This is a genomic window from Thiobacter sp. AK1 (assembly GCF_039822265.1).
GTDB classification, from domain to species: domain Bacteria; phylum Pseudomonadota; class Gammaproteobacteria; order Burkholderiales; family Thiobacteraceae; genus Thiobacter; species Thiobacter aerophilum.
The window spans coordinates 131,544-155,870 of sequence record NZ_JBAJEX010000001.1; the positions used below are offsets into that span (position 1 = coordinate 131,544).

The window sequence follows — 24,327 nt, forward strand, 5'->3', positions numbered from 1 at the left end:
TGCGCGCGAACCTGCGACAGGCCCGCGTGTCGAAAACGAAGCCATCCATGAAATTTTTCTTCGACCTGTTTCCCATCCTGTTGTTCTTTGTGGCCTACAAGATCCACGGTATCTACACCGCCACGGCCGTGGCCATCGCCGCGACCTTTGCCCAGATCGCCTGGGTGTGGTGGCGGCGACGTCGTGTGGACACCATGCTCTGGGTGAGCCTCGTTTTGATCAGCGTGTTCGGCGGCGCCACCTTGTTTTTGCACGATCCGCTATTCATCAAATGGAAGCCCACCGTGCTCTACTGGCTGTTCGCCGTGGTGCTGCTTCTCGCCGACCTGTTGTTCGGGCGCAATCTGATCGCCGCCATGATGCGGCACCAGATCAAGCTGCCGGCTTCCATCTGGCGCAGGCTCAATCTCAGCTGGGCCGGGTTCTTTACCCTGATGGGAGGGCTCAATCTGTTCGTGGCCTACCGTTTTTCCGAGGCGGCGTGGGTGAACTTCAAGCTGTTCGGTTTTCTCGGCATCATGCTGGTGTTCGTACTGCTCCAGGCACTGATGCTGGCGAAATACGTGGAGGAAGGAGAACGTTCCTGATGCTTTATGTGATCTGGGGTGAAGACGTCCCGGACAGCCTTTCCCGCCGGCAGGCGGCGCGTCCTGCGCATCTGGCGCGCCTGGAAGCGCTGCAAAACGAAGGCCGCCTGCTCCTTGCAGGCCCCTGCCCTGCCATCGACAGCCCCGATCCGGGACCGGCGGGCTTTGGCGGCAGTCTGATCGTGGCCGAATTCGCCTCGCTCGAAGAGGCCCGCGCGTGGGCTGAGGCGGATCCCTACGTTGGTGCAGGCGTGTACGCCCGCGTCACCGTGAAACCTTTTCGCAAGGTGTTTCCCGCATGAATACGGTGGAATTGATCCGGCAACGCCTCGCTGCGCTTGCCCCGCAGCATTTGGAGATCGCCGATGACAGCGCGCTCCATGCCGGTCATGCCGGCGCCGGTGCGGGTGGACATTATCGCCTCACCATCGTCTGCGAGCGTTTCGCGGGCCTGTCCACCGTGGCGCGCCACCGACTCGTGTATGACACTCTGGGTGAGTTGATGCGAAGCGAAATCCACGCCCTCAGCATCACCGCGGCCACCCCTGACGAATTCTTCTGACCAACCCCAAAGAGGACCTTTCATGAAAACCATCACCTCCCGCGTGTTGTTCGCTCTTCTCGGCAGCATGCTCGCCTTGGGCGCTTGCAATGCTCAACCCGCCGCCAAAAGCGCCAATGATGGCGTGGCCGCCACCGTCAACGGCACGCCCATCAAGCAGGCCGTGATCGATGCCTTCATGCAGCAGCGCGCCGCCCAGGGCGCGCCCGATACACCCGAGGTACGCAAGGCCCTGCTGGAAGAACTCATTAGCCGCGAAGTGGTAAAGCAGGCAGCGGTGAAAGAAGGAATCGACAAGCGCCCAGACGTGCAGATGCAGATGGACCTCGCGCGCCAAAATATCTTGCTCAATGCCTATGTGCAGGACTACATCAAGAAACACCCCATCACCGATGACATGATCAAGGCCGAGTACGACAAGATCAAGGCACAGATCGGCGACAAGCAGTACCATGCGCGCCACATCCTGGTGGCGGACAAGAAGGAAGCCGAGGCCATCATCGCCCAATTGGCCAAGGGCGCGAAATTCGAGAAGCTGGCGCAGCAGAAGTCCAAGGACTCCTCCGCCCAGAATGGCGGCGATTTGGGCTGGAACGTGCCCACCGCCTATGTGAAACCGTTTGCCGATGCACTGGTGTCCCTGAAAAAAGGCGAATACACCAAGACGCCGGTGCAGAGCCAATTCGGCTGGCACGTAATCAAGCTGGAAGACGTGAAAGACGCGCCCAAGCTCGACGAGCTCAAGCCCCAGCTCATCCAGCGCCTACAGCAGCAGCAACTGCAGCAAATGGCTGCCGAGCTACGCGCCAAGGCCAAAATCGAATACGCCACGCCGGCCGAGAGCAAGTAAGTCTCTTACCACGAACCGCGCCGCATGCGCCGGCGCGGTTTTTTCGTCGGCGCGGCGGGGCACTAAAGGACGGGAAATCGCCGCCAACAATCCTCGCGAACGCCCAATGGGATGCCGATAGCCTAGGCATTCACCCCACTCTTCCCTCCCAGGTCAAGCAATCGAGCCCTGCTCGCCAAGGGTGTCAATCTCCCGCCTCAGCCACGGGTCCACCAGGAAATCAAGACGCTTGCACAACGGGACAATGTCAACCCACGCGCCATCGCGCGCCTGGTGAGCAAAGAAGCGAGGCTCACGGACGAAGCTGTGCAACAACTCCAGGAAAGCGTAACCTGACACGCAGCGCGTTCAACGCGCCCGTTTCACCCCAGCCAGCGGCGCGCGTTGCGGAACATGCGCAACCACGGGCCGTCCTCGCCCCATTCCGGCGAATGCCAGGAATGTTGCACGGTGCGGAACAGGCGCTCGGGATGGGGCATCATGATGGTGAAGCGCCCATCCGGTGTGGTGAGGCCGGTGATGCCTTCCGGCGAGCCATTGGGATTCATGGGATAGGTTTCCGTGGGCCGCCCATGATGGTCCACATAGCGTAGCGCTACACAGGCGCGGGCGCGCTGCTCGGGGCTGGCGAATTCCGCGTAACCCTCGCCGTGGGCCACCACGATGGGTAGCCGGCTGCCTGCCATGTCGCGCAAGAAGATGGATGGGCTGTCCGTCACTTCCACCAGCACGAAGCGGGCCTCGAACTGTTCCGATTTGTTGCGCACGAAATGCGGCCAGTTCTCCGCCCCGGGGATGCTCTCGTGCAAGTTGCTCATCATCTGGCAGCCATTGCACACCCCCAAGGCGAAGGAGTCTTCCCGCCGAAAGAAGGCCTCGAATTCGTCGCGGGCGCGGGCATTGAACAAAATGGACTTGGCCCAGCCCTCGCCTGCCCCCAACACGTCGCCGTAGGAGAAGCCGCCGCAGGCGACGAAGCCGGCGAAGTCCTTGAGGGACGCGCGCCCGCAGATGATGTCGCTCATGTGCACATCCACCGACTCGAAGCCGGCGCGGTGGAAGGCGGCGGCCATCTCCACCTGGCCATTCACGCCTTGCTCGCGGAGGATGGCCACACGCGGGCGAGCACCGGTGGCGATGAAGGGAGCGGCAATGTCCTCGGCCGGATCGAAGGTGAGCTTGACATTGAGGCCCGGATCGTCGGTCTTGAGCAGCCCGTCGAACTCCTGCTGGGCGCACAGCGGGTTGTCGCGCAAGCGTTGCATGTGGAAGCTGGTCTCGGCCCAGATGCGCTGCAGGTGCGCGCGCGGGGCGGCATAGATTTCCGCCCCGTTGCGCAGCAGACGAATGGTGTCATCCCGGTTCAGGGTACCGATCACGTGCAGTTCGCTGCGAAGTCCAGCGGCAAAAAAGGCGTCGAGCACCGCGGGGGTGTCGGCGCGTCGCACCTGCAGCACCGCTCCCAGCTCCTCATTGAAGAGCACCGGATAGATGTGGGGCGAATCAACACCCGGCGGCAGCTCCGGTTCCGGTTCGCCGCGCCGTTCCACACCCACGCGGATCTGATCGAAGCAGAGCTCGTCCAGCTCCACCGTGATACCGGTATGGCCGGCGAAGGCCATCTCGCATAGGGTCGCCCACAGACCGCCGTCGGAGCGGTCGTGATAGGCGAGGAGCTTGCCGGCGCGGTTGAGGGACTGCACGGTTTCGAAGAAGGCCTTGAGCTTGTCGGGGTTCACCACGTCGGGGCAGCGGTCGCCCAGCTGGCCATAGACCTGGGCGAGGGCGGAGCCTCCCAAGCGGCCGCGTCCCGCGCCCAGATCGATGAGGATCAGATCGGTCTCACCGCAATCGCTGCGCAACTGGGGCGTGAGAGTCCGTCGGGCGTCGTACACCGGCGCAAAGCCCGACACGATCAGAGACACCGGCGCCGTGACTTCCTTGCGCTGGCCATTTTCTTCCCAGACGGTTTTCATGGAGAGAGAATCCTTGCCCACCGGAATGGCAAGGCCCAGCGCGGGACAGAGCTCCATGCCCACCGCACGCACCGTGTCGAATAATGCGGCGTCCTCGCCCGGATGCCCGGCGGGCGCCATCCAGTTGGCAGATAGCTTGATGTCCGACAATTCGGCGATGGGTGCAGCGGCCAGATTGGTGATCACTTCCCCCACCGCCATGCGCCCGGAGGCGGGCGCGTCGATCAAGGCAAGCGGCGTGCGCTCACCGAGGGCAAAGGCTTCGCCCAGATAGGTGTCGTAGCCCATCAGCGTGACGGCGCAATCCGCCACCGGCACCTGCCACGGCCCCACCATCTGGTCGCGCGCAGTGAGCCCGCCCACGGTACGGTCGCCGATTGTGATGAGGAAAGTCTTGGCCGCTACGCTGGGTAGACGCAAGACCCGTTCCACGGCCTCCGCAAGACGCATGGGGGAGAAGTCCAGCGCCGGCAGCTTGCGTTCCAGATGGGTCACTTCCCGCGTCATTCGTGGCGGCTTACCCAGAATGACGTCGAGATCCACGTCCACCGGCAAGTTGCCGAAATGGGGATCCTCCACGCGCAGATGAGGCTCGGCGGTCGCCGTGCCGAGAACGGCAAACGGACAGCGCTCCCGTTCGCAGATCGCCCGGAACAGATCGAGGCGCTCCGGACGGATGGCGAGCACGTAGCGCTCCTGGGCCTCGTTGCACCAGATCTGCATGGGTGACATGCCGGGTTCCTCGATGGGAATCGCGCGCAGATCGAGCCGCGCGCCGTGGTGGCTCGCATGCACCAGCTCGGGCAGGGCGTTGGACAGACCGCCCGCCCCCACGTCGTGGATAGAGAGGATGGGATTGGCCTCGCCCAATTGCCAGCAGCGGTCGATCACCTCCTGGGCACGGCGCTGCATCTCAGGATTACCCCGCTGCACGGAATCGAAATCCAGGTTCTCGGCGTTGGCGCCAGTATTCATGCTGGAGGCCGCCCCGCCCCCCAGGCCGATCAAAAGCCCCGGCCCGCCCAGCTGAATGAGCAGCGCCCCCGGCGCCACCTCGTGCTTAGCGACGTGTGCGGCCGAAATGTTGCCGATGCCCCCGGCGAGCATGATGGGCTTGTGATAACCACGCATCTCGCCGGCCACCCATTGTTCATAGGTGCGGAAATAACCCGCCAGAGTGGGACGCCCAAACTCGTTGTTGAAAGCCGCCGCCCCGATAGGCCCCTCCAGCATGATCGACAGCGCCGAAGCAATACGCTCGGGCCGGCCGTAGGGCTTGGCTTCCCAGGGCTGCTCGAAGCCTGGAATCGCCAGGTTAGACACGGAAAAACCGGTGAGCCCGGCCTTGGGCTTGGCGCCCCTGCCGGTGGCGCCCTCGTCGCGGATCTCGCCCCCCGCGCCCGTGGCCGCCCCGGGGAAGGGGGAGATCGCCGTGGGATGGTTGTGGGTCTCCACCTTCATCAGGATATGGGTGAGCTCGTCGTGGAACCGGTAGCGGCCGGTGCTCGGATCAGGGTAGAAACGCGCCACCGGCGCCCCTTCCATGACAGCGGCATTATCGGAATAGGCCACCAGCGTGCCTTGCGGGTGCCGCTCGTGCGTGTGGCGGATCATGGCGAACAGGCTTTTACCCTGCCTATGTCCATCGATGACCCATTCGGCGTTGAAGATCTTGTGCCGGCAGTGCTCGGAGTTGGCCTGCGCAAACATCATGAGCTCGACGTCGGTGGGATTGCGCGCAAGGCGCGTGAAATTCTCCACCAGATAGTCGATCTCCTCTGGGGAAAGCGCGAGCCCCATTTCCCGATTCGCCGCCACCAGCGCCGCGCGGCCGCCGGTGAGGATGTCCACCGTCGCCAATGGCCGGGGACTATGGTGGGCAAACAATTCGCTCACGCGATCGAGCTCGGTGAGCACGGTCTCGGTCATGCGATCGTGGATCAGGGGAAACAGGGCGCGCCGCTCTGCCGCCTCCAGCGGCGCCCAGCCAGGCTTGCGCAGATACCAGGCCACGCCCCGCTCGATGCGCTCCACCGCATCAAGGCCGCAACGGCGCGCAATGTCCGTGGCCTTGGAAGACCAGGGCGAAATCGTGCCGATGCGCGGCACCACCAGAATGAGATCGCCCCGCGCATCCCCCGCCTCGCCTGCCGGGCCATAGCTGAGCAGCCGCTCGAGACGGCTACGCTCCTCGGGCGTCAAGGGGCGGCTGATGGCGGCAAAGTGCCAAAACTCGGCGTGCACCCCGGTGATCGAGGGCACCAGGGTGGTGAGGGTTTGGCTGAGTTTGTCGAGACGGAGAGGGGACAGGGCGCTGCGTCCGCGCAGCTGGATGATCTGGGACATGTTCCGGATTTCGCAGGGGAAACCGGAATTTTACCCGAAACCGTTCCACACCGGGCGCGGCGGGCGTCGTCATTGCCGCGTGTCGAGCTTTTCCTTCCAACGTGCCACGCAGTCCAGGCCACAGAAATACTGGACGTAGTCCGGACCTTCCGCGGTGAGCGCCACATCGGCCGGAATTTCGGCCAGACACGTGGCGCAGGACACGATCTCGCAGGCTTCAGTCTGCTCGCAGTTGACGATGGGCGCACCCCCCGGATTCACTTTCTCGCTTGCCATGGTCGCCTCCTTGCGCAGCTAGCGACATTCATCCCCATGCTATATTGCGGCAGTCCTCTCACCGAGTTTAGACCGCTATCCTGCGCGAATGTCCCATCCCCTGCCTATCTATCCTGCCGCCGGTATCCGCGAAATCGAACGCGCCGTGCCCATCGGCCCTGATTCTCCCAGCCTGATGGAGCGCGCCGGCTTGGCGTGCGCGGAACTGGCCCGCACCCTCGCCACGGACCCACGCCCCATCCTGGTTTTGGCCGGTCCCGGCAACAATGGTGGCGATGCCCTGGTGGCGGCGCGCTGGCTCAAGCAATGGTTCTATCGGGTGGAGGTCGTCTCCCGTGCGGACGAGGCCCGTCTGCCACCGGATGCAGCCACGGCGCTGGCGGCCTGGCGTGCCGTCGGGGGATCCTGCCAACCGGATCTGCCGGAGAAGCGCGACTGGGGCCTGGTGATCGACGGCCTGTTCGGCATTGGGCTTACCCGCCCCTTGGACGCCCCCTATGCGGACTGGGTGCAGCGTGTGAACGCGCTCGCCGTGCCCATCCTGGCACTGGACGTGCCCAGCGGCCTCGACGCGGATACGGGCTGCAGCCACGGTGTCGCCATCCGCGCCCAGCACACTGTCACCTTTCTTGCCCTCAAGCCAGGTTTGCTCACGGCGAATGGTCCAGACCACTGCGGCCAACTGCATCTGCGCACGTTGGACGTGCTGGCGCCCATGTATCATCCGGCGTCCGGCTGGCTCCTCGATGAGCACCTGGTGCGTGGCCTTTTACCACCCCGCCCGCTCAACAGCCACAAGGGGCTGTTCGGCTCGGTGGGCATTCTCGGCGGGGCGGCCGGCATGACCGGCGCGGCGCTGCTGGCGGGACGCGCCGCGCTTCACGTCGGCGCCGGTCGTGTCTATCTCGGGTTGCTCGATGACGATGCACCCGCCGTGGATCCCCTGCAGCCGGAGCTGATGCTGCGCCCGGCGGGCCATCTGCTGGACGCGCCCCATCTCAACGTGCTGGTGGCAGGCCCCGGTCTAGGCCGCTCGGCGGCGGCCGTCGGCTATTTGCAACACGTGCTGGCGGCCGATGCGCCGCTGGTATTGGACGCCGATGCCCTCAATCTGATCGCTGCCAGCGATGCCCTGAAGGCGCGCATCGCGCAACGCAAGGCGCCCACGCTGATGACGCCCCATCCTGCGGAAGCCGCCCGCCTCGTGGGGGCGAGCATCGGCGACGTGCTGTGCCAGCGGGTGGAAATCGCGAGCCTGATCGCAGTGCGCTTTAACGCCTTCGTGGCACTGAAAGGCGTGGGCACCGTCTGCGCCATGCCCAATGCCACCTGGTTCATCAATGCGAGCGGGAACCCGGGCTTGGCCAGCCCCGGCACTGGCGACGTGCTGGCCGGCATCTTGGGCGCCCTGCTCGCACAAGGGCTGTCCCCCCGCGACGCACTGCTCCTTGGCGTCTATCTGCATGGCGCCGCTGCCGACCGCTTGCGGGAACGGGGCATCGGCCCGGTGGGAATGACCGCTTCCGAGGTGATCGGCGCGGCGCGCGACCTGCTCAACGAATGGGTGTATGGCCTCAGCCGATGATGAGGCGCGCGCCGATGAGGATGGTCACGGCCTCGAACGCGCGCTTGATCCAGACATTGCCCTTCTTCAGGGCAAAATGAGCGCCGGCGTAGCCCCCCAATAGGGAGCCAGCCAGCAAGGCCGGCATCCAGTCCCAGGCGATGCGGCCTATCCAGCCCAGCACGAGGGCGCCGGTGCCGTTCCAGAACACGCCGCACAGCACCAGCGTATAGGCCACCGCGCGCTTGTAGTCCAGCCCAAACCAGCGCACCAGCCACAGGGTGAGGAACAGTCCCGTGCCGGAGGTAATGGAACCGTTCAACACACCAATGCCAAAAAGCCCCAGCAGGCCGACCGCGAGCGCCTTGCCTTCCCGGTTGCGTGGCGCATGTTCCAGCCCGAGCCGAGGTCTGAACACGGAATAGAGACCTAAGCCCATGGTGAGTACGCCCAGCGCCACCGTGGCCCAGCGCTCCGGCAGCCGCAAGATGGTGTAGGCGCCCAGCACCACACCCGGCAACCCCGCGCCCAGGATGAGTAGGGAAAAGCGCCGCTCCAGAGTACTCTCTCGGAGATGGCGCAGCGTCGCACCGAGGCCGAGGGCGACGCTGGCCACCTTGTGCGTGGCGAGCGCGATGCCGAAGGGCAGTCCGAGAAAGATCAGCATGGGAAACTGGATCAGCCCCGCCCCGCCGCCTGAGAGGGCGGAAAACCAGTTGGCGACGAAAGAGGCGAGGAATAGGATCAGCTGGCCCAACGAATCCATGGGCCCTTCAGCCGGGCTGGCCGGTTACCCCGTGTTGGGCCGGCAACTTGGCGTAGAACAGGCTCAGTCCTTCCTCGCCGATACGTGCCAACAGGCGCTCGGCATCCGCCTCCGAGGTGACGAAGCCCACCTCCACCGGCAGATCGCCCGCGAGCTCGAAGAAGGTTTCCTCATGCATCACGCCATGCCGCCCATAACCGGCGATGGCACGAAAGGCGGAGCCGCCTGGAATGCCCAACGCATGGGCCTGTTCCAGCAGCCATTCATAGAGCAGTCGGCCCCGGTGACGCTGGTTTTCTTCGGTGTAGATCTTGAGAAACACATCGGCCATGGGATCACCCCCTGATTAGTTTGAACGTCCAGATGCCGAGCACGGTGAGGCCCAAGGAACCCAAGAGATGAACCGTCGCGGCGGCAACCGCCCAGGCGAACTGCTCCCGCAAGAGGAGCGTCACCACCTCTGCGGAAAAAGTGGAAAACGTGGTAAGCGCGCCCAGGAAGCCGGTGACCACGAACAACCGCCATTCCGGCGCCAGGCCGGCGTGGTGCCCGAAAAACGCAACCGCCAAGCCCACGAGATAGCCCCCCATGAGATTGACGGCCAAGGTGCCTAAGGGCAGCGTGGGGAAGAAGGGATTGAGCCAGATGGCAAGCCCCCAGCGTAGCCAGGCTCCCAACACGGCCCCCGCCGCCACCGCAAGCAGGGCGTAGATATTCATGAATCGCCTCCGGAAAAACGCAAGGATACCCCGTCCTCAGCGGATGAAGGCAAGCCAGGCGGCGAGGGCCACCAAGCTGAATACCAACACCGGTAGCGTGATGAGCACGCCCAGACGCAGATATTCCAGCCAGCCGATCTTGACACCGCGCTGGGCCAGCACGTGCAGCCACAGCAGCGTGGCGAGGCTGCCGATGGGCGTCATCTTGGGGCCGATGTTGGAGCCGACGACATTGGCATAGATCATCGCCTCGCGCAGGGTTCCGCTCACGCCCGCATCATGGATGGCCAGGCTGCCCACCATCACCGTGGGGAGATTGTTCATGACGGCCGACATGAGGCCGAACAGCAGTCCCGCGCCCAGAGTGGCGGTGGTCAACCCCCAGCCCGCGAGCCATTCCAGTCCCTGGGCGATCTCGCGGGTGAGTCCCTGGTTGCGCAGGCCGAACACCACCAGATACATGCCCAGAGAAAAAATCACCACCTGCCAGGGCGCTTCCCGCAGCAGCGTCATGACCGGAATGACCGCCTTCGGCTGGCGCTGCAAAAAGTGCTCGCGGGCCGCCGCCAGCACCAGCACCAGCGCACCGATGCCGGTGACCACCGAAGTGGCCAGGCCCAGGGCATGCGAGGCGAGGTAGCCGGCGAGCAGGCACGGCAACACTCCCCAGCCCACGTAAAACACGAAGGGATCGCGAATGGCGGTGCTAGGCGCGGGCAGGCTGTGCGTGTCGAAGCGGCACGGGACGTCCTTTCTGAACAGCCACCACAGCACCGCCAGGCTGGCCGCCAGCGCAACGAGATTCACCACCCCCATCACCGCCGCGTAATCGACGAAGGAAATGCCGAAATAATTGGCGACGATGATGTTGGTGAGATTGGAAATCTTGAACGGCAGGCTCGTCGCATCCGACACGAAGCCGATAGCGACTAGAAACGCCAGCATGGCCCGCGGCGGGAAGCGCAGGGCGTGCAGCATCTCCAGCACCAGCGGCGTGAGGATCAGCACCGCCCCGTCGTTGGCGAGGAAGGCCGCTGTAGCCGCCCCCAGCAGCACCAGCAGCACGAACAGCCAGGGCCCGCGCCCGCCCGCCCAGCGCGCCACGCGCAAGGCCGCCCATTCGAAGAAGCCGGCCCCATCCAGCACCAGCGAGATGACGATGAGCCCGATCAGGGTAAAGGTGGCATCCCAGACGATGTGCCAGACGGCCGGCACGTCCCGGGGATGCACCACGCCCAACGCAAGGGCGACCAGTGCACCGCCCGCTGCCGTCCAGCCCACGGGCAGGCCCCTGGGCTGCCAGACCACCAGCGCGAGGGTGAGCAGAAAAATGCCGAGGGCGAGGATCGCGACGCTCCCTGAGTGGACGGGCCGCCAATCTACCCGACGCCTGCGGCGGCGCCAAGTGCAGGCGGCGGTCCCCTTGACATCATTTCAACGGTTATTGTAGTATTGAATCGTGGATAACCAAGCAGCCGTCGAACTTCTCGAGTCCCTCGCCTCCGGCCCCCGCCTGAGCGTCTATCGCCTGCTGGTGAAGCACGGCTCGGCGGGACTGGTGGCGGGCGAAATCGCCGGCACCCTGGGGCTTGCCCCCAGCAACCTGTCCTTCCATCTCAAGGCGCTGGCCCAGGCGGGGCTGGTGACCCCGGTGCAGGAAGGCCGCTTCATGCGCTACCGCGCCAACATTCCCCTGATGCTGGAACTCATCGCCTACCTCACCGAGGAATGCTGCGCCCACCAGCCCGGCGAGTGCGCCAGCCTGCGAGCGGCCTCGCCCTGTTCCGAGGCCGTACTGCCTCCCCTCAAGACGAAACCTGGAGTCAAAGCATGAAACGCCTGATCCTGCTGTTCGCCGCCCTGCTGGCGATCGCCCCGGCCGCCTTCGCCGACCGTTCCTTCCTCGTGGATGCGGACTGGCTCGCCGGCCAGATGAAAAACCCCAAGCTGGTGGTGCTGGAGGTGCGCTACCACCCCCACCGCTACTTCACCGTGGGCCACATTCCAGGAGCCATCCAGGTGCAGCGCTTCAAGGACCTGGGCGATAACGCGGGGCGCTCCATCATGCTGTTTCCGAGCCGGGACAAATTCCAGGCCACGCTGCGCGGCTGGGGCATCGACAACGACTCGCTGATCGTGCTCTACGACGACTCGCGCACGGCGCTCGCCGCTCGGCTTTACTTTCTGCTCGCGCTCTACGGCTACGACATGAGCCGGGTAAAGATCCTCGACGGCGGCACCGTGGAATGGACGGCCTTCAACGAATTGACCCAGAAGCCGACGTTACCGCGCAAGCGCGGCACCGTCACCCTCAAACCCGCGGACCGGCGCCTGTTCGTGGAATGGCCGCAGGTCTATGACGACGTGCTGTCGCGGCGCGACCCGAACATCGTGCTGGTGGATGCCCGCCCCCACGACATGTACACCGGCAAGGTGGTACGCCACGCGATCCAGCCGGGCCACATTCCGGGCGCCATCAACGTGGTAAGCCTGGATGGCACCGATGCGCAAACCCAGAAATGGCTGTCCGAGGAGCAGCTCGCCGCCCTCTACAAGGACGTGCCCCGCGACAAGACCGTCTATCTGTACTGCCACGACGGCTTCCGCATGAGCCTCGGCTGGCTGCAGCTGAAGTCCCTGGGCTACCAGGACGTGCGCGTGCTCAACGGCGGCTGGAGCATTTGGGACCGGGCCATGACCCTGCCGGTGGTCGAAGGCGAGCAGCCCTATGATGCCGACTTTTCACTTTGAGGATTGCCCATGAACACGGCTGACACCACCACAGCCAAAGCACCCCAGCCCCTGGGCCTGGGCGCCTGGATTGCCGCCATCGCGGTCGCGGCCGCACTCTGGCTGCTGGCCTATACCCATCTGACCGAATTCGCCGATTTCGTCGTCGGCGCCCTCGGCCTCTCGCGCAGCACCCACCTGGGCGAGGCGGTGCATTTCTTTTTCTACGACACCCCCAAGGTGCTGCTGCTGCTCGCAGGCATCGTGTTCCTCATGGGCATCATCCAGACCTTCTTCGCGCCGGAGCGCACGCGCGCGCTGCTGTCCGGCCGGAAGCTCGGCATCGGGAATGTGCTGGCGGCGAGCCTCGGCATCGTCACGCCATTCTGCTCCTGCTCGGCGGTGCCGCTGTTCATCGGCTTTCTCTCCGCCGGCGTGCCGCTGGGCGTGACGTTCTCCTTCCTGATTTCGGCCCCCATGGTGAACGAGGTGGCGCTCGCCCTGCTGTTCGGCCTGTTCGGCTGGAAGGTGGCGGCGCTGTACCTGGGCCTAGGCCTGCTGGTAGCCATCGTCGCGGGGCTCATCATCGGCGAACTGAAAATGGAACGCCACCTGCAGGACTGGGTGCGTGCCATCCACATGGGCGAAGCCGCCGCCACCACCGGCGAGACCCTGGGCTGGGTCGATCGCTTCCGCGCCGGACTGCATCACGTGAAAGAGATCGTCGGCAAGGTCTGGCCCTATGTCCTCATCGGCATCGCCGTCGGCGCCGGCATCCATGGCTATGTGCCGGAAGACTTCATGGCCTCCATCATGGGCAAGGATGCGCCCTGGTGGTCCCTGCCGGCGGCGGTGGCCATCGGCGTGCCCATGTACACCAACGCGGCCGGCGTGCTGCCCATCGTCGAAGCCCTGATCGGCAAGGGCGCGGCGCTGGGCACCACACTCGCCTTCATGATGAGCGTGATCGCCCTGTCGCTGCCGGAAGTGCTCATCCTGCGCAAGGTGCTCAAGCTGCCCCTCATCCTCGCCTTCGTGGGTGTGGTGTCGGCCGGCATCCTGCTGGTGGGCTACGTGTTCAACGCCATTCTGTGATCCAAGGAGACCCCCATGAGTGAAGTCACCCTGCATCCTTCCATCGTCGCCCTGGTGTCGCTCGCGGCAAACATCGCCGCCAACCATCCGAAACAGGGCCTGTGCCAGGTGGACAAGCTCAAGTCCTATGGCGTGGCCAAGGAGCAGATCGACCTGGTGATCGAGATCGCGCGCCACATCCGCGATGAAGCGGCACAGATGCTCGACGCCCGCTTCGACGAAGCCTATGCCGGCGCCGCACCAGCCGCACCCGAGCCTGCCGCCGCCTGCTGCACCCCCACGAAATCCGGCGCATCCTGCTGCTGAACCCGAGGAGACAATGCAATGATGAACATCAAGGTACTGGGCACCGGCTGTGCCAACTGCAAGACCACGCTCAAGCTCATCGAAGACGCCGCCCGCGCCAAGGGTGTGGCAGTCCAGCTGGAGAAAGTGGAAGACATCGCCGAGATCATGAAATACGGGGTCATGTCCACCCCGGGCGTGGTGATCGACGGCAAGGTGGTGCACGCCGGCGGCGTGCCCGCCAAAGACAAGATCGACGCCTGGCTCGCCGGTACGACCACCGCCGCTACCGGCGCCGGCGGCTGCTGCAGCGGCGGCAAGTGCGGCTGAGCCGAAGTGCGGTCCGGCCCGATCTTGCAGCAGCCAAGCCCGTCTATACTGGGAAAGGCCGCCCGTTCGAGGAGGGGACGGCCTGACACGCAAGACCTTCCCCTCGTTTCCTTTCAAAAGGAGTTCATCATGCAACGCAGACTCGTCCTCGCGGCCGCGCTGGCTGCCATCGTGCTGTCCACTTCCGCCCTGGCCCAGGGTCCCCGCTATCGTTTCAATCAAACCAACACGCCGGGCTGGACCCTGATGTCGGCGGAGGAGCGGGCCGAGCATCAGAAGAAAATGCTCGCCGCCAAGACCTACGACGAATGCAAGGCGATTCAGGAAGAACACCACAAGGCCATGGAAGCGCGCGCCAAGGAGAAGGGCGTGACCCTCAACGCCCCCCGCTACAACGCCTGCGACCGGATGAAGGCGCGCGGATTCTTCAAATAAGGCGAGACCCCGTCTTTCCTATTGCAGGCAGCGGCCTCGGGCACGTTCCCGAGGCAGCGGACGCGAGGGCCGTCCTGGCCTTCCGCAACACGCTGACCGGGACCTTGCCGAAACAGGAACCACCGACATTACCCTGAACAGCAAAGCCTCCATGCGACCCCTGGAGGCGGCCGCGACGCCCGCCTGCTTCGCTGAACTGCTCGACCAGTACCTGCTGGCCGTCCTCTATGGCCTGCTCTACGAATCGCTTGCCGCCGAGAGCCGCCAACGCCTGGCGCATAGGGAGCAGGCCCTGGACCGCCTCGATGAGACCCTCGCGCGCCTCGCCCTGAAGCGCAATGCCCTGCGGCAGGAAAAGATCGTGGAGGAAATCGAGGTCATTCTCTCCAGCCAGCAGGCCCTTCTCGATCATGGCTGACGCGCCCGTGAATGCGGTCCCCACCCGAACCGGCTTGGACCACGCCGAGGCCGCGCGCCGGCTTGCCGCCGACGGCCCCAACGTCCTGCCCGGCGGGCAACGCCGCACCTGGGTGAACATCATTGTCGAGACGGCCAGGGAACCCATGTTCCTGCTGCTCTTCGCCGCCGGCACGCTCTATCTCGTTTTCGGCGCGTTGCAGGAAGGGCTGATCCTGTTCGGCTTCGTGCTGGTCACGCTTGCCCTCACGCTCTATCAGGAAGGCAAGACCGAACGCGCCATCGAGGCCCTGCGCGACCTCACCAGTCCGCGTGCGCTGGTGATCCGCGACGGCGAACGGCTGCGGATTCCTGGGCGCGAGGTGGTGCGCGGCGACCTGGTGGTCTTGAGCGAGGGCGACCGTGTCCCGGCCGACGCCGTCTTGATCGAGGGCAGCGGCCTCATGGTGGACGAGTCCCTCCTCACCGGCGAGGCCGTGCCGGTCGCCAAATCCCCTGCGGCCGGCGAACCAGCGCCGGCGCGGCCCGGGGGCGACGCCACACCCTTCCTCTATTCCGGCACCCTGGTCGTCGCAGGCCAAGGAACGGCGCGGGTGACCGCGACGGGCCCGAAGAGCGAGATCGGCCGCATCGGCACCGCGCTGGGCACACTGGAGACGGAACGTTCGCCGCTGCAAAAGCAGACCGCGCAATTGATCCGCACACTCGCCTTGCTGGCGCTGGGCATGAGCCTGCTGCTGGTGCTGGCCCACGGCCTGCTGCGCGGCGACTGGTTACAGGCGCTCTTGGCTGGCATCGCCTTGGCCATGGCCATGCTGCCGGAGGAATACCCGGTCGTGCTCACGGTGTTTCCCGCGCTCGGTGCATGGCGGCTCGCGAAAGAAAAGGTGCTGACCCGGCGCGTCGCCGCCATCGAAACCCTGGGCGCCACGTCGGTGCTGTGCGTGGACAAGACCGGCACGCTCACCGAAAACCGCATGACGGTGGCGCGGCTGTGGGTCAACGGTGAAAGCTTGGCGATGAATGACCCGGCGGCGGTCGAACTGCCGGAAGCCTTTCATGCGCTGGTGGAGTATTCGATACTCGCCAGCGAGACCGATCCCTTTGATCCCATGGACAAGGCGTTTCTCCGCCTCGGCCAGCACTTTCTCGCCGATACCGAGCACCTGCACCGCGATTGGACGCTGGTGCACGACTATGGACTGAATCCCGCGTTGCGCACCATGGCGCATGTGTGGCGGGCGGTGGACAGCGCGATATTCGTGGTCGCGGTCAAGGGCGCGCCGGAGGCCATCGTCGATCTGTGCCACGTCGATACCGCCGCAGCCGCAGACATTTCCGCCGCCGCCGAGGCCATGGCCGCCGACGGCCTGCGCGTGCTGGGGGTGGCGCGGGCGCAATTCGAAGGCAAGGCTTTCCCCGCCGTCGAACATGATTTCGATTTCGAGTTCGTCGGCCTGCTGGGCTTGGCCGACCCGCTGCGCCCGGAGATCCCCGCGGCCGTGCGCCAGTGCCATGAAGCCGGCATCCGGGTGGTGATGATCACCGGCGATTATCCGGCCACGGCGCGCGCCATCGCGCGGCAGGCGGGACTGCCTGCCGACGAGATCCTGTCCGGCGACGAACTGGCGACGATGAGCGAGGCCGAACTGCAGGCGCGCATGAAGACCGCGCGCGTGTGTGCCCGCATCGCGCCGGAACAGAAACTCGCCATCGTGCGGGCGCTGAAGGCCAACGGCGAGATCACCGCCATGACCGGCGACGGCGTCAACGACGCCCCGGCGCTCAAGGCCGCCCACGTCGGCATCGCCATGGGCGGCCGCGGCACCGACGTCGCGCGCGAGGCAGCGGCGCTGGTGCTGCTGGACGACAACTTCGCCTCCATCGTGAATGCCGTGCGGCTGGGGCGGCGCATCTTCGACAACATGCAGAAGTCCATGTCCTACATCCTGGCGGTGCATGTGCCGATCGCCGGCATGGCGCTGCTGCCGGTGCTGCTGGGTCTGCCCGCCATGCTGTTTCCCATGCACATCGCCTTTCTCGAACTCATCATCGATCCGGCCTGCTCGCTCGCCTTCGAGAACGAGCCGGCGGAGGCGGATCTCATGCAGCGGCCGCCGCGCGATCCCCAGGCGCTGCTGTTCGGCGGCGCCACGCTGTGGCGGGCGCTGCTGCAGGGCCTCGGCGTGCTGGCGGTGACGCTCGGTGCCTACGCCTGGGCCGATCACCGGCTCGCCGAGCCCGCTGCCCGCGCCTTCGGCTTCACCACGCTGGTCGTGGCCAACCTGGCCCTGATATTCTCCAACCGCTCGCGCGCCAGCGCCGCGCTGGCGTCGCTCGCCGCGCCCAACCCCATCCTGTGGATCGTGACGGGCGCGACCCTCGGCTTGCTCGCCCTCGCGCTGTATCAGCCCTTCTTGGCCGGCGTGTTCCGCTTCGCCCCCCTGCCGCCGGGCGAACTGGCGGTCGCCTTCGGCCTCGGGCTGGCCAGCGTGGCGTGGTTCGGTCTGCTGAAATTTTTCCATCGAAAGCCCACGCCATGAATTCGCAACTCCCTCACGCCACGCTGCCGCTGCCGGTCAGCGCGGAAAGCCTCAACCGCGGCTGCGCCTGCCGCACCCTCGATCCGCAGCGCCTGCGCCAGCAGCTGGAGGCGGAACCGTCGCTCGCGGGTTTGTACGACGACATCGCAGCAAGCCGCCCCACGCTTTTTTCCGCCACCACGGTATTCATTTCACCGCAGCAGTACCGGGCCATGGCGGCCATCGTCTCGGCCGTGGAGACGGTGGTGGCCTTGCCCGCCTACCAGGAGGCGGTGCTTGCCCGCGCGCCGGCCATCGCGCGCCTCCACCACGGCCCGCGCGGCGTGTTCATGGGCTTCGATTTCCACCTCGGTGCACAGGGTCCGCAACTCATCGAGATCAACACCAATGCCGGCGGCGCGCTGCTCAATGCGGTGCTGGCGCGCGCCCAGGCGGCCTGCTGCCGGGAGATGGAATGGGCATTCCAGCCTTCCGCCGATCTCGCGCGGCTGGAAGAGACTTTCCTCGCCATGTTCCGGGAGGAGTGGCGCCGCCAGCGCGGCGAGGCGCCGCTCGCCCGCATCGCCATCGTCGACGACGACCCGGCGGGGCAGTATCTCTATCCCGAGTTCAAGCTGTTCGAGCGGCTGTTCGCGCGCGCCGGGATCACGGCGGTGATCGCCGACCCGGGTGACCTCGCCTGGCGCGACGGTCGCCTGTGGCACGACGGCAAAGCCATCGACCTCATCTACAACCGGCTCACCGACTTCTATCTCGACGAAGCCCGCCACGCCCAATTGCGCCAGGCCTACGAGGCGGGCGCCGTGGTGTTGACACCGCATCCGCGCGCCCACGCCCTGTATGCCGACAAGCGCAACCTGATCCTGCTGAGCGATGCCCAAGCGCTCGCGCGGATGGGCGCGCCGTCCCCGGCGATCGAAGTCCTGCAGGCCGGCGTGCCGCGCACGGAAGCGGTCACGCTGGATGACGCCGAGCGCCTGTGGGCGCAGCGCCGCGGCCTATTCTTCAAGCCGGCGTCGGGCTACGGCAGCAAAGCGGCCTATCGCGGCGACAAGCTCACGCGCCGGGTATGGCAGGCAATTCTCGCCGGCGACTACGTGGCCCAGACCATCGCCCCGCCCAGCGAGCGCCTGACGCAGGTGGACGGGCACACCGCCGACCTCAAGGTCGACGTGCGCGCCTACGTCTATGCAGGCCAGGTGCAACTGCTCGCGGCGCGGCTCTATGCCGGCCAGACCACCAACTTCCGCACGCCGGGCGGCGGCTTTGCGCCGGTGTTCGTGGCGCCGGAAACCCCCGCGAAACTTAGCCGAGGAGCAAGCAATGTGTGGAATTTGTGGTGAATTGCGCTTGGATGGCACGGCTCCCGACGCAGCCGCCGTGCGGCGCATGACGGAAGCGCTGGCGCGGCGCGGTCCCGACGATCAGGGCTATTTCCAGGACGGGCCGGTGGCCTTCGGGCATCGCCGGCTCGCCATCATCGACCTCTCTTCCCACGCCCACCAACCCATGGTGGACAAGGCGCTGCGGCTGGCCCTGGTGTTCAACGGCACGATCTACAACTACCGCGAACTGCGCGCCGAGTTGATGGAACTGGGCTACTGCTTTTTCTCCGAAGGCGACACCGAAGTGATCCTGAAGGCCTATCACGCCTGGGGCGAACATTGCGTGGAACGCTTCTACGGCATGTTCGCCTTCGCCATCCACGACCTGCGCCATGGCAGCCTGTTTCTCGCCCGCGACCGCTTCGGCATCAAGCCCCTGTATTACAGCCTGGACACGGCGCGGCTGCGTTTCGCTTCCAGCGTGCAGGCGCTGCTGGCCGGCGGCGGGGTGGACACCACCATCGACCCCGTCGCGCTGCACCACCATTTCACCCTGCACACCGTGGTGCCGGCACCGCGCACCATTCTCAACGGCGTGAAAAAGCTCGCGCCCGCCACGACCCTGACCTGGAGCGCCACGGGACAGGTAACCCAGCGCACCTACTGGCATTTGGACGCGACCCGCCCGGCTCAGGTGCTTACCGAAGCGGAGTGGCTCGACGCCACCCGTGGCGTGCTTGCCCGCGCCGTGGAGCGGCATCGCCGAGCGGCGGACGTGCCGGTTGGCGTGCTGCTCTCCGGGGGGCTCGATTCCAGCCTGCTGGTGGCCCTGCTGGCCGATCACGTGGCGGATCTGCGCACCTTTTCCGTGGGGTTCGAGGACTTGGACGCAGACGTCGAAAAGGCCGACGAATTCGCGTATTCGGACTTGATGGCGGAGCATTTCCGCACCCGCCATCATCAATACCGCATCCCCAATTCGGAGGTCCTCGAACGACTGCCCGAGGCCGTGGCCTGGATGACCGAGCCCATGGTGAGCCACGACGTCATCGCCTTCTATCTCCTGAGCGAAAAGGTCTCGCAACAGGTAAAAGTAGTGCTGGCGGGACAGGGGGCGGACGAGGTGTTCGGCGGCTACTTCTGGTATCCGCGCATGGAGGCCGAATCGGGCACGCCCCTGGAGCGCTTCCGTCGCCATTATTTCGACCGGGATCACGCCGAATACCTGGAGATGATCGCTCCCGCCTGGCATGTGCCGGACGTGACCGCCGAACTGGTGGAGCGCGAATTGGCGCGGCCCGGTGCCGATACCTTTCTCGATCAGGTATGGCGCTTCGACATCACCACGCTCATCGTGGACGACCCGGTGAAAAGAGTGGACAACATGCCCATGGCCTGGGGGCTGGAAGTGCGCGTGCCTTTTCTGGACCACGAACTGGTGGAGCTGGCGGCGAAAATGCCGCCGGAACTCAAACTGCGGGAAGGCGGCAAATACCCGCTCAAGGCCATCGCCCGGGGCTTGGTGCCGGACGCGGTGATCGACCGGCCCAAGGGCTATTTTCCGGTGCCGGCGCTGAAATACGTGCGCGGCGAGTTTCTGGAACGCATGCGCGGCATCCTGACCTCGCAGGCCTGTCTGCGCCGCGGCCTGTACCAGCGGGCCTATGTGGAAAAGCTGTTGGCCGAACCAGAAGCCCACTTCACCCGCATTCAGGGCAGCAAGCTCTGGCATCTGGCACTGCTGGAGTGGTGGCTGCAGGTCAATGTCGACGAAGCAGGCCATGCCCCGCCCAAACAATAGAAAACGGTTCAACGCGCCGCAAATGACTATTCTGGAAAAATGATGAACAACCGCTTTGCCCTGCCCCGCCAGCTCTGGCTGGTCATCCTCGGCGTCGCCCTGCTCGCCGCCTTTGCCTGGCTCGCGACCCATAGCGGCCCGTTCGCGCCGATCAAGGTGACGGTAGTCCAGGTCGCCCGGGGCGAGGTGCGGCCGGCGCTGTTCGGCATCGGCACGGACGAGGCCCGCCGCTACATCGATCTGGGCAAACAGAATTTCGTCAGCCAGAGCGTGGTGGACGCCAAGCTGCAGCTGCGGCAGTCGGCCGATGCCCAGGTGGCTGCCGCGCAATCGGCGCTGGCCAGCGCACGGGAAGACCTGGCCCGGCTGCAGGCCGAACGCGCCGGGGTGCAGCAGCAGCGCAGCAATATCCGTTTGCTGGCCCCGGTCGATGGCGTGGTGACCGCGCGCGATGCCGAGCCCGGCACCACGGTGATCGCCGGGCAGTCGGTGCTCAAGCTGGAGGATCCCGCCAGCCTCTGGGTGACGGTGCGGATCGACCAGGCACGCGCCGCGGGCCTCAAGGTCGGCCTGCCGGCGGAGATCGCCCTGCGCGCCCATGCAGGCACGCCGCTGTCGGGCAAGGTGGCGCGGGTCGAACCGATCAGCGACAGCGTGACCGAGGAGCGCATCGCCCAAGTGGCGTTCGACAGCCTGCCGCACGGCGTGAGCAGCAACGAGATGGCGGACGTGACGCTGCATCTGCCCGCGGTGGCCGATGCGCTGGTGGTGCCCAATGCCGCGCTGCGCCATCGCGGCGCCCAAGCCGGCGTCTGGCTGCGCGCCGACGGCAGGCTGCGCTTCGTGCCGGTGAAAGTGGGCGCCGAAGGGCTGGACGGCAAGGTGCAGATCGTCGACGGGCTGAAGGCCGGCGACGAGGTCGTGGTCTACAGCGAACGCTCCCTGCAGGAAGGCAGCCGCATCAAGGTGGTGGATGCCTTGGCCGGAGCCGCGCAATGATCAGCCTGGCCGGCCGCGACATCCTCCATTCCTGGGGCAAGTTCGTGCTCACCGGGCTGGGGCTGGGCCTGCTGATCGGCGTCACCTTCACCATGGCGGGCGTCTACCGGGGCATGGTGGACGATGCCCGCGTGCTGCTCACTAACAGCGGCGCCGACCTTTGGGTGGTGCAGAAGGATACGCTCGGGCCCTACGCCGAGTCGTCCAGCCTTCCCGACGACGTCTATCGCGGCATCCTCGGCACGCCCGGCGTCGCGCAGGCCGCCAACGTCACCTATCTCACCATGCAGGTGCGCCGGGGCAACAGTGACGTGCGCGCCATGGTGGTGGGCTTCGTGCCGGGCCAACCGGGGGAGCCCGATTACCTGGTGGCGGGCCGGCGCATCACCCGCGGCCATTACAAGGCGGTGGCCGATGGGATGACGGGTTTCCATGTCGGCGACCGAATCCGTATCCGCCGCCACGACTACGACGTGGTGGGACTCACGCGGCGCATGGTGTCCTCCGGCGGCGACCCGATGGTGTTCATCCCGTTGAAGGATGCCCAGGAGGCGCAGTTCCTCAAGGACAACGACGCCATCGTCAACCAGCGCGCCCGAACCGTCGCCAATCCCGCCCTCAACCGCCCCGGCGTGCCCGGCCTCTTGGACGCGATCGACGCCTCGCAGACCAGCAACCACACCGTCAATGCGGTGCTGGTGCGGGTGGCCGAGGGCCATTCGCCGGAGGCGGTGGCGCAGGACATCCGCCGCTGGAAGCACCTGCAGGCCTACACCCGCGCGCAGATGGAGAACATCCTGATCGCCAAGCTGATCGCCACCGCCTCCAAACAGATCGGCATGTTCCTGGTGATTCTGACAGTGGTCAGCGCGGCCATCGTCGCCTTCATCATCTACACCATGACGCTGGGCAAGATCCGCGAGATCGCCGTGCTGAAGCTGATCGGCACCCATAACCGCACCATCGCCAGCATGATCCTGCAGCAGGCACTGGGGCTGGGCTTGATCGGCTTCGTCGTCGGCAAGATCGCCGCCACCCTGTGGGGGCCAGCCTTCCCGAAATACGTGCTGCTGCTGCCCGAGGACGCGGTGCGCGGCTTCGTCATCGTCATGGGGGTGTGCATGCTGGCCAGCACCCTGGCGATTCAGGCGGCGCTCAAGGTCGACCCGGCCACCGCGATCGGAGGTTGACATGGACAAGGGCGTCGGCATCCGCATCGAAGGCTTGAGCAAGCGCTACGGCAAGGGCGACACCGCCGTCGATGCGCTCAAGGAGGTGAACATGCAGGTCGCCCCCGGCGAGGATGCGTATCCTCGACCAGATGGCAACGCAGTATCAGACCGCCACCATTGTCGTCACCCATGACGAGAAAATCATCCCCACCTTCAAGCGCATCTACCACATCCGCGACGGACGCACTGTGGAAGAGGCAAGTGAAGGACGGGCAATTGCGTAAAGGCGTGCATCAACCATGACTGCATGCGTCCCGCCGCCCCCCGGCGCCCCGCGCATCGCGCTGACCCTGGTCGGCAGCGGCGAGCCCCTGTTGCGCCTGGAAAAGCGCCTGCACTGCGCCGCCGCCGGGCTGGGACTGGCGCTGGACCTGGATATCCGCAAGAATGCCGAGGCGCTGGGCATCCCTTTCGCCCGGACGCCTGCCGTGTTGCGGGACGGGCGGGTCGTCCTCAACGGCCTGCCGCGCACCGAGGAAATCGAAGCCTGGCTGCGCCAGACCTTTCACACTGGGAAACAAGATCATGAGCCATGACCATAGCCACGCCCATACCGGTGCCGGCACCACCCTCATTCTGGCGACGCTGCTCACCCTGGGTTTTGCCGGCGTGGAAGCCGGCGTCGGCCTGTGGGCCGGGTCGCTGGCCCTGGTGGCGGACGCCGGCCACATGGTCAACGACGCGGCGGCCCTGGCCCTGGCGGCGGGCGCGGCCTGGCTCGCGCGGCGGCCGACCTCGCTGCGCCACAGCTACGGCCTCGGCCGTGCCGAATTCATCGCCGCGCTGGTCAACAGCATCGGCCTGCTGGTGCTGGTGGGCTGGCTCACGGTGTCCGCCGTCGAGCGCCTGCAGCAACCCCAGGCCGTGCAGGGCGAGGCCGTCTCCATCACCGCCGCCATCGGTCTGGCCATCAACCTGCTGGTGGCCTGGCTGCTGACGCGTGGCGAGAAGAACCTCAACACCCGCGCCGCCCTGCTGCATGTAATGGGCGATCTGCTCGGCTCGGTGGCGGCGCTGCTCTCGGGCCTCATCATCTTCTTCACTGGCTGGACGCCCATCGACCCGCTGCTGACCTTCGCCATCGGCGCGCTCATCCTCGTCTCCAGCCTGCGCCTGCTGCGCGAATCGCTGCACGGCCTGATGGAGGGCGCGCCCTTCAACATCGATCCGGAAGCGGTGGGCCGAGCACTGGCCGGCGTGCCAGGCGTGGCCTCGGTGCACGACTTGCACATCTGGGCGGTCAAGGCGGATGAGCCCCTGCTGTCGGCGCATCTGGTGGTGCGCGACATCGGCCAGTGGGAAAGCGTGCTCGACGCCAGCCACGCCCTGCTGGCCGAGCGCTTCGACATCCACCACGCCACCCTGCAGCCGGAACCCATGGTACGCATCGTTCGCTGGCGCGCACCACCCGGGCGCGGCCATGACCATGACCATGAACACGATCACGCACACGACTGAAAACGCCCCCATGACCGTATTCAACACTGTC

The 24,327-nt window shown here is 66.0% G+C and carries 26 protein-coding genes and 1 pseudogene; 21 read left to right on the top strand and 6 right to left on the bottom strand.

The genetic code is table 11. The features are described 5' to 3' along the window. Window positions 1-47: 47 nt before the first annotated feature. The 4 genes from V6E02_RS00685 to V6E02_RS00700 are packed head-to-tail and all read left to right on the top strand — an operon-like array spanning window position 48 to window position 1,999. Entirely contained in the window at window positions 48-587 is a 540-nt protein-coding gene (locus V6E02_RS00685) for a septation protein A (protein WP_347306156.1), read from the top strand. Continuing rightward, window positions 587-889 carry a YciI family protein gene (locus tag V6E02_RS00690; protein ID WP_347306158.1) on the top strand — a complete coding sequence of 101 codons (303 nt, stop codon included), beginning with the start codon at window positions 587-589 and terminating at the stop codon, window positions 887-889. The genes V6E02_RS00685 and V6E02_RS00690 overlap by 1 nt, the downstream gene beginning before the upstream one ends. Beyond that, the gene (locus V6E02_RS00695; RefSeq protein WP_347306160.1) at window positions 886-1,149 is read left to right on the top strand and encodes a BolA family protein; all 264 of its coding nucleotides are present in this window, start codon (window positions 886-888) and stop codon (window positions 1,147-1,149) included. The genes V6E02_RS00690 and V6E02_RS00695 overlap by 4 nt, the downstream gene beginning before the upstream one ends. A 22-nt stretch (window positions 1,150-1,171) precedes the next feature. Continuing rightward, window positions 1,172-1,999, top strand: coding sequence for a peptidylprolyl isomerase (locus V6E02_RS00700; protein WP_347306162.1), 828 nt, complete (start codon window positions 1,172-1,174; stop codon window positions 1,997-1,999). Between the two features lie 362 nt (window positions 2,000-2,361). On the opposite strand, the gene purL is transcribed toward V6E02_RS00700, so the two are convergent. Together purL and V6E02_RS00710 are read right to left on the bottom strand one after the other, a co-directional pair. After that, complete coding sequence (gene purL / locus V6E02_RS00705; RefSeq protein WP_347306164.1) at window positions 2,362-6,321, bottom strand: phosphoribosylformylglycinamidine synthase; 3,960 nt, start codon at window positions 6,319-6,321, stop codon at window positions 2,362-2,364. 69 nt (window positions 6,322-6,390) lie between these two features. Then, window positions 6,391-6,597 carry a DUF3330 domain-containing protein gene (locus V6E02_RS00710; RefSeq protein ID WP_347306166.1) on the bottom strand — a complete coding sequence of 69 codons (207 nt, stop codon included), beginning with the start codon at window positions 6,595-6,597 and terminating at the stop codon, window positions 6,391-6,393. 88 nt (window positions 6,598-6,685) lie between these two features. Between V6E02_RS00710 and V6E02_RS00715 the strand changes: the two genes are divergently transcribed. Continuing rightward, a complete protein-coding gene (locus tag V6E02_RS00715; protein WP_347306168.1) occupies window positions 6,686-8,182 on the top strand; it encodes an NAD(P)H-hydrate dehydratase in 1,497 nt (498 codons plus the stop codon). Here the strand turns inward: V6E02_RS00715 and V6E02_RS00720 are convergent. The 4 genes from V6E02_RS00720 to V6E02_RS00735 are packed head-to-tail and all read right to left on the bottom strand — an operon-like array spanning window position 8,172 to window position 10,993. Then, complete coding sequence (locus V6E02_RS00720) at window positions 8,172-8,927, bottom strand: sulfite exporter TauE/SafE family protein (RefSeq protein WP_347306170.1); 756 nt, start codon at window positions 8,925-8,927, stop codon at window positions 8,172-8,174. The genes V6E02_RS00715 and V6E02_RS00720 overlap by 11 nt on opposite strands. 7 nt (window positions 8,928-8,934) lie before the next feature. Beyond that, a complete protein-coding gene (locus V6E02_RS00725) occupies window positions 8,935-9,258 on the bottom strand; it encodes a DUF190 domain-containing protein (protein WP_347306172.1) in 324 nt (107 codons plus the stop codon). Window positions 9,259-9,262: 4 nt separating this feature from the next. Then, window positions 9,263-9,646, bottom strand: coding sequence for a fluoride efflux transporter CrcB (crcB, locus tag V6E02_RS00730; protein WP_347306174.1), 384 nt, complete (start codon window positions 9,644-9,646; stop codon window positions 9,263-9,265). 36 nt (window positions 9,647-9,682) lie between these two features. Next, window positions 9,683-10,993 carry an arsenic transporter gene (locus tag V6E02_RS00735; RefSeq protein ID WP_347307082.1) on the bottom strand — a complete coding sequence of 437 codons (1,311 nt, stop codon included), beginning with the start codon at window positions 10,991-10,993 and terminating at the stop codon, window positions 9,683-9,685. A 112-nt stretch (window positions 10,994-11,105) separates the two neighbouring features. Here V6E02_RS00735 and V6E02_RS00740 point away from each other — a divergent pair, with 112 nt between their 5' ends. From V6E02_RS00740 to V6E02_RS00815, 16 genes and pseudogenes are all read left to right on the top strand, one after another. Beyond that, window positions 11,106-11,480 carry an ArsR/SmtB family transcription factor gene (locus V6E02_RS00740; protein WP_347306176.1) on the top strand — a complete coding sequence of 125 codons (375 nt, stop codon included), beginning with the start codon at window positions 11,106-11,108 and terminating at the stop codon, window positions 11,478-11,480. Further along, a complete protein-coding gene (locus V6E02_RS00745; RefSeq protein ID WP_347306178.1) occupies window positions 11,477-12,397 on the top strand; it encodes a sulfurtransferase in 921 nt (306 codons plus the stop codon). Before V6E02_RS00740 ends, V6E02_RS00745 begins: the two co-directional genes overlap by 4 nt. 9 nt (window positions 12,398-12,406) lie before the next feature. Next, window positions 12,407-13,471 (top strand): permease, encoded by a 1,065-nt coding sequence (locus V6E02_RS00750; RefSeq protein ID WP_347306180.1) that lies wholly within the window; start codon window positions 12,407-12,409, stop codon window positions 13,469-13,471. Window positions 13,472-13,486: 15 nt separating this feature from the next. Next, on the top strand, window positions 13,487-13,777 hold the full coding sequence (locus V6E02_RS00755; protein ID WP_347306182.1) for a hypothetical protein: 291 nt from the start codon (window positions 13,487-13,489) through the stop codon (window positions 13,775-13,777). Between the two features lie 18 nt (window positions 13,778-13,795). Continuing rightward, window positions 13,796-14,086: a thioredoxin family protein gene (locus V6E02_RS00760; RefSeq protein ID WP_347306183.1), complete on the top strand. Its 291-nt coding sequence runs from the start codon at window positions 13,796-13,798 to the stop codon at window positions 14,084-14,086. Between the two features lie 129 nt (window positions 14,087-14,215). After that, the gene (locus V6E02_RS00765) at window positions 14,216-14,521 is read left to right on the top strand and encodes a hypothetical protein (RefSeq protein WP_347306185.1); all 306 of its coding nucleotides are present in this window, start codon (window positions 14,216-14,218) and stop codon (window positions 14,519-14,521) included. 151 nt (window positions 14,522-14,672) lie between these two features. Further along, entirely contained in the window at window positions 14,673-14,939 is a 267-nt protein-coding gene (locus V6E02_RS00770; protein WP_347306186.1) for a F0F1 ATP synthase subunit gamma, read from the top strand. Beyond that, window positions 14,932-17,481 carry a cation-translocating P-type ATPase gene (locus V6E02_RS00775; RefSeq protein WP_347306188.1) on the top strand — a complete coding sequence of 850 codons (2,550 nt, stop codon included), beginning with the start codon at window positions 14,932-14,934 and terminating at the stop codon, window positions 17,479-17,481. Before V6E02_RS00770 ends, V6E02_RS00775 begins: the two co-directional genes overlap by 8 nt. Next, complete coding sequence (locus V6E02_RS00780) at window positions 17,478-18,824, top strand: hypothetical protein (RefSeq protein WP_347306190.1); 1,347 nt, start codon at window positions 17,478-17,480, stop codon at window positions 18,822-18,824. The genes V6E02_RS00775 and V6E02_RS00780 overlap by 4 nt, the downstream gene beginning before the upstream one ends. Beyond that, complete coding sequence (locus tag V6E02_RS00785) at window positions 18,805-20,607, top strand: N-acetylglutaminylglutamine amidotransferase (RefSeq protein WP_347306192.1); 1,803 nt, start codon at window positions 18,805-18,807, stop codon at window positions 20,605-20,607. Before V6E02_RS00780 ends, V6E02_RS00785 begins: the two co-directional genes overlap by 20 nt. Before the next feature lie 39 nt (window positions 20,608-20,646). Then, window positions 20,647-21,606: an efflux RND transporter periplasmic adaptor subunit gene (locus V6E02_RS00790; RefSeq protein WP_347306194.1), complete on the top strand. Its 960-nt coding sequence runs from the start codon at window positions 20,647-20,649 to the stop codon at window positions 21,604-21,606. Next, window positions 21,603-22,796 carry an ABC transporter permease gene (locus V6E02_RS00795; protein ID WP_347306196.1) on the top strand — a complete coding sequence of 398 codons (1,194 nt, stop codon included), beginning with the start codon at window positions 21,603-21,605 and terminating at the stop codon, window positions 22,794-22,796. The genes V6E02_RS00790 and V6E02_RS00795 overlap by 4 nt, the downstream gene beginning before the upstream one ends. Window position 22,797: 1 nt before the next feature. Beyond that, complete coding sequence (locus V6E02_RS00800) at window positions 22,798-22,971, top strand: hypothetical protein (RefSeq protein ID WP_347306198.1); 174 nt, start codon at window positions 22,798-22,800, stop codon at window positions 22,969-22,971. Beyond that, a pseudogene (locus V6E02_RS00805) lies at window positions 22,904-23,062 on the top strand (ABC transporter ATP-binding protein); the annotation flags it as partial. The gene V6E02_RS00800 and the pseudogene V6E02_RS00805, both read left to right, overlap by 68 nt. A gap of 15 nt (window positions 23,063-23,077) precedes the next feature. Further along, window positions 23,078-23,374 (top strand): thioredoxin domain-containing protein, encoded by a 297-nt coding sequence (locus V6E02_RS00810; protein WP_347306200.1) that lies wholly within the window; start codon window positions 23,078-23,080, stop codon window positions 23,372-23,374. Beyond that, complete coding sequence (locus tag V6E02_RS00815; RefSeq protein ID WP_347306202.1) at window positions 23,364-24,296, top strand: cation diffusion facilitator family transporter; 933 nt, start codon at window positions 23,364-23,366, stop codon at window positions 24,294-24,296. The genes V6E02_RS00810 and V6E02_RS00815 overlap by 11 nt, the downstream gene beginning before the upstream one ends. The last annotated feature ends 31 nt before the right edge of the window (window positions 24,297-24,327 follow it).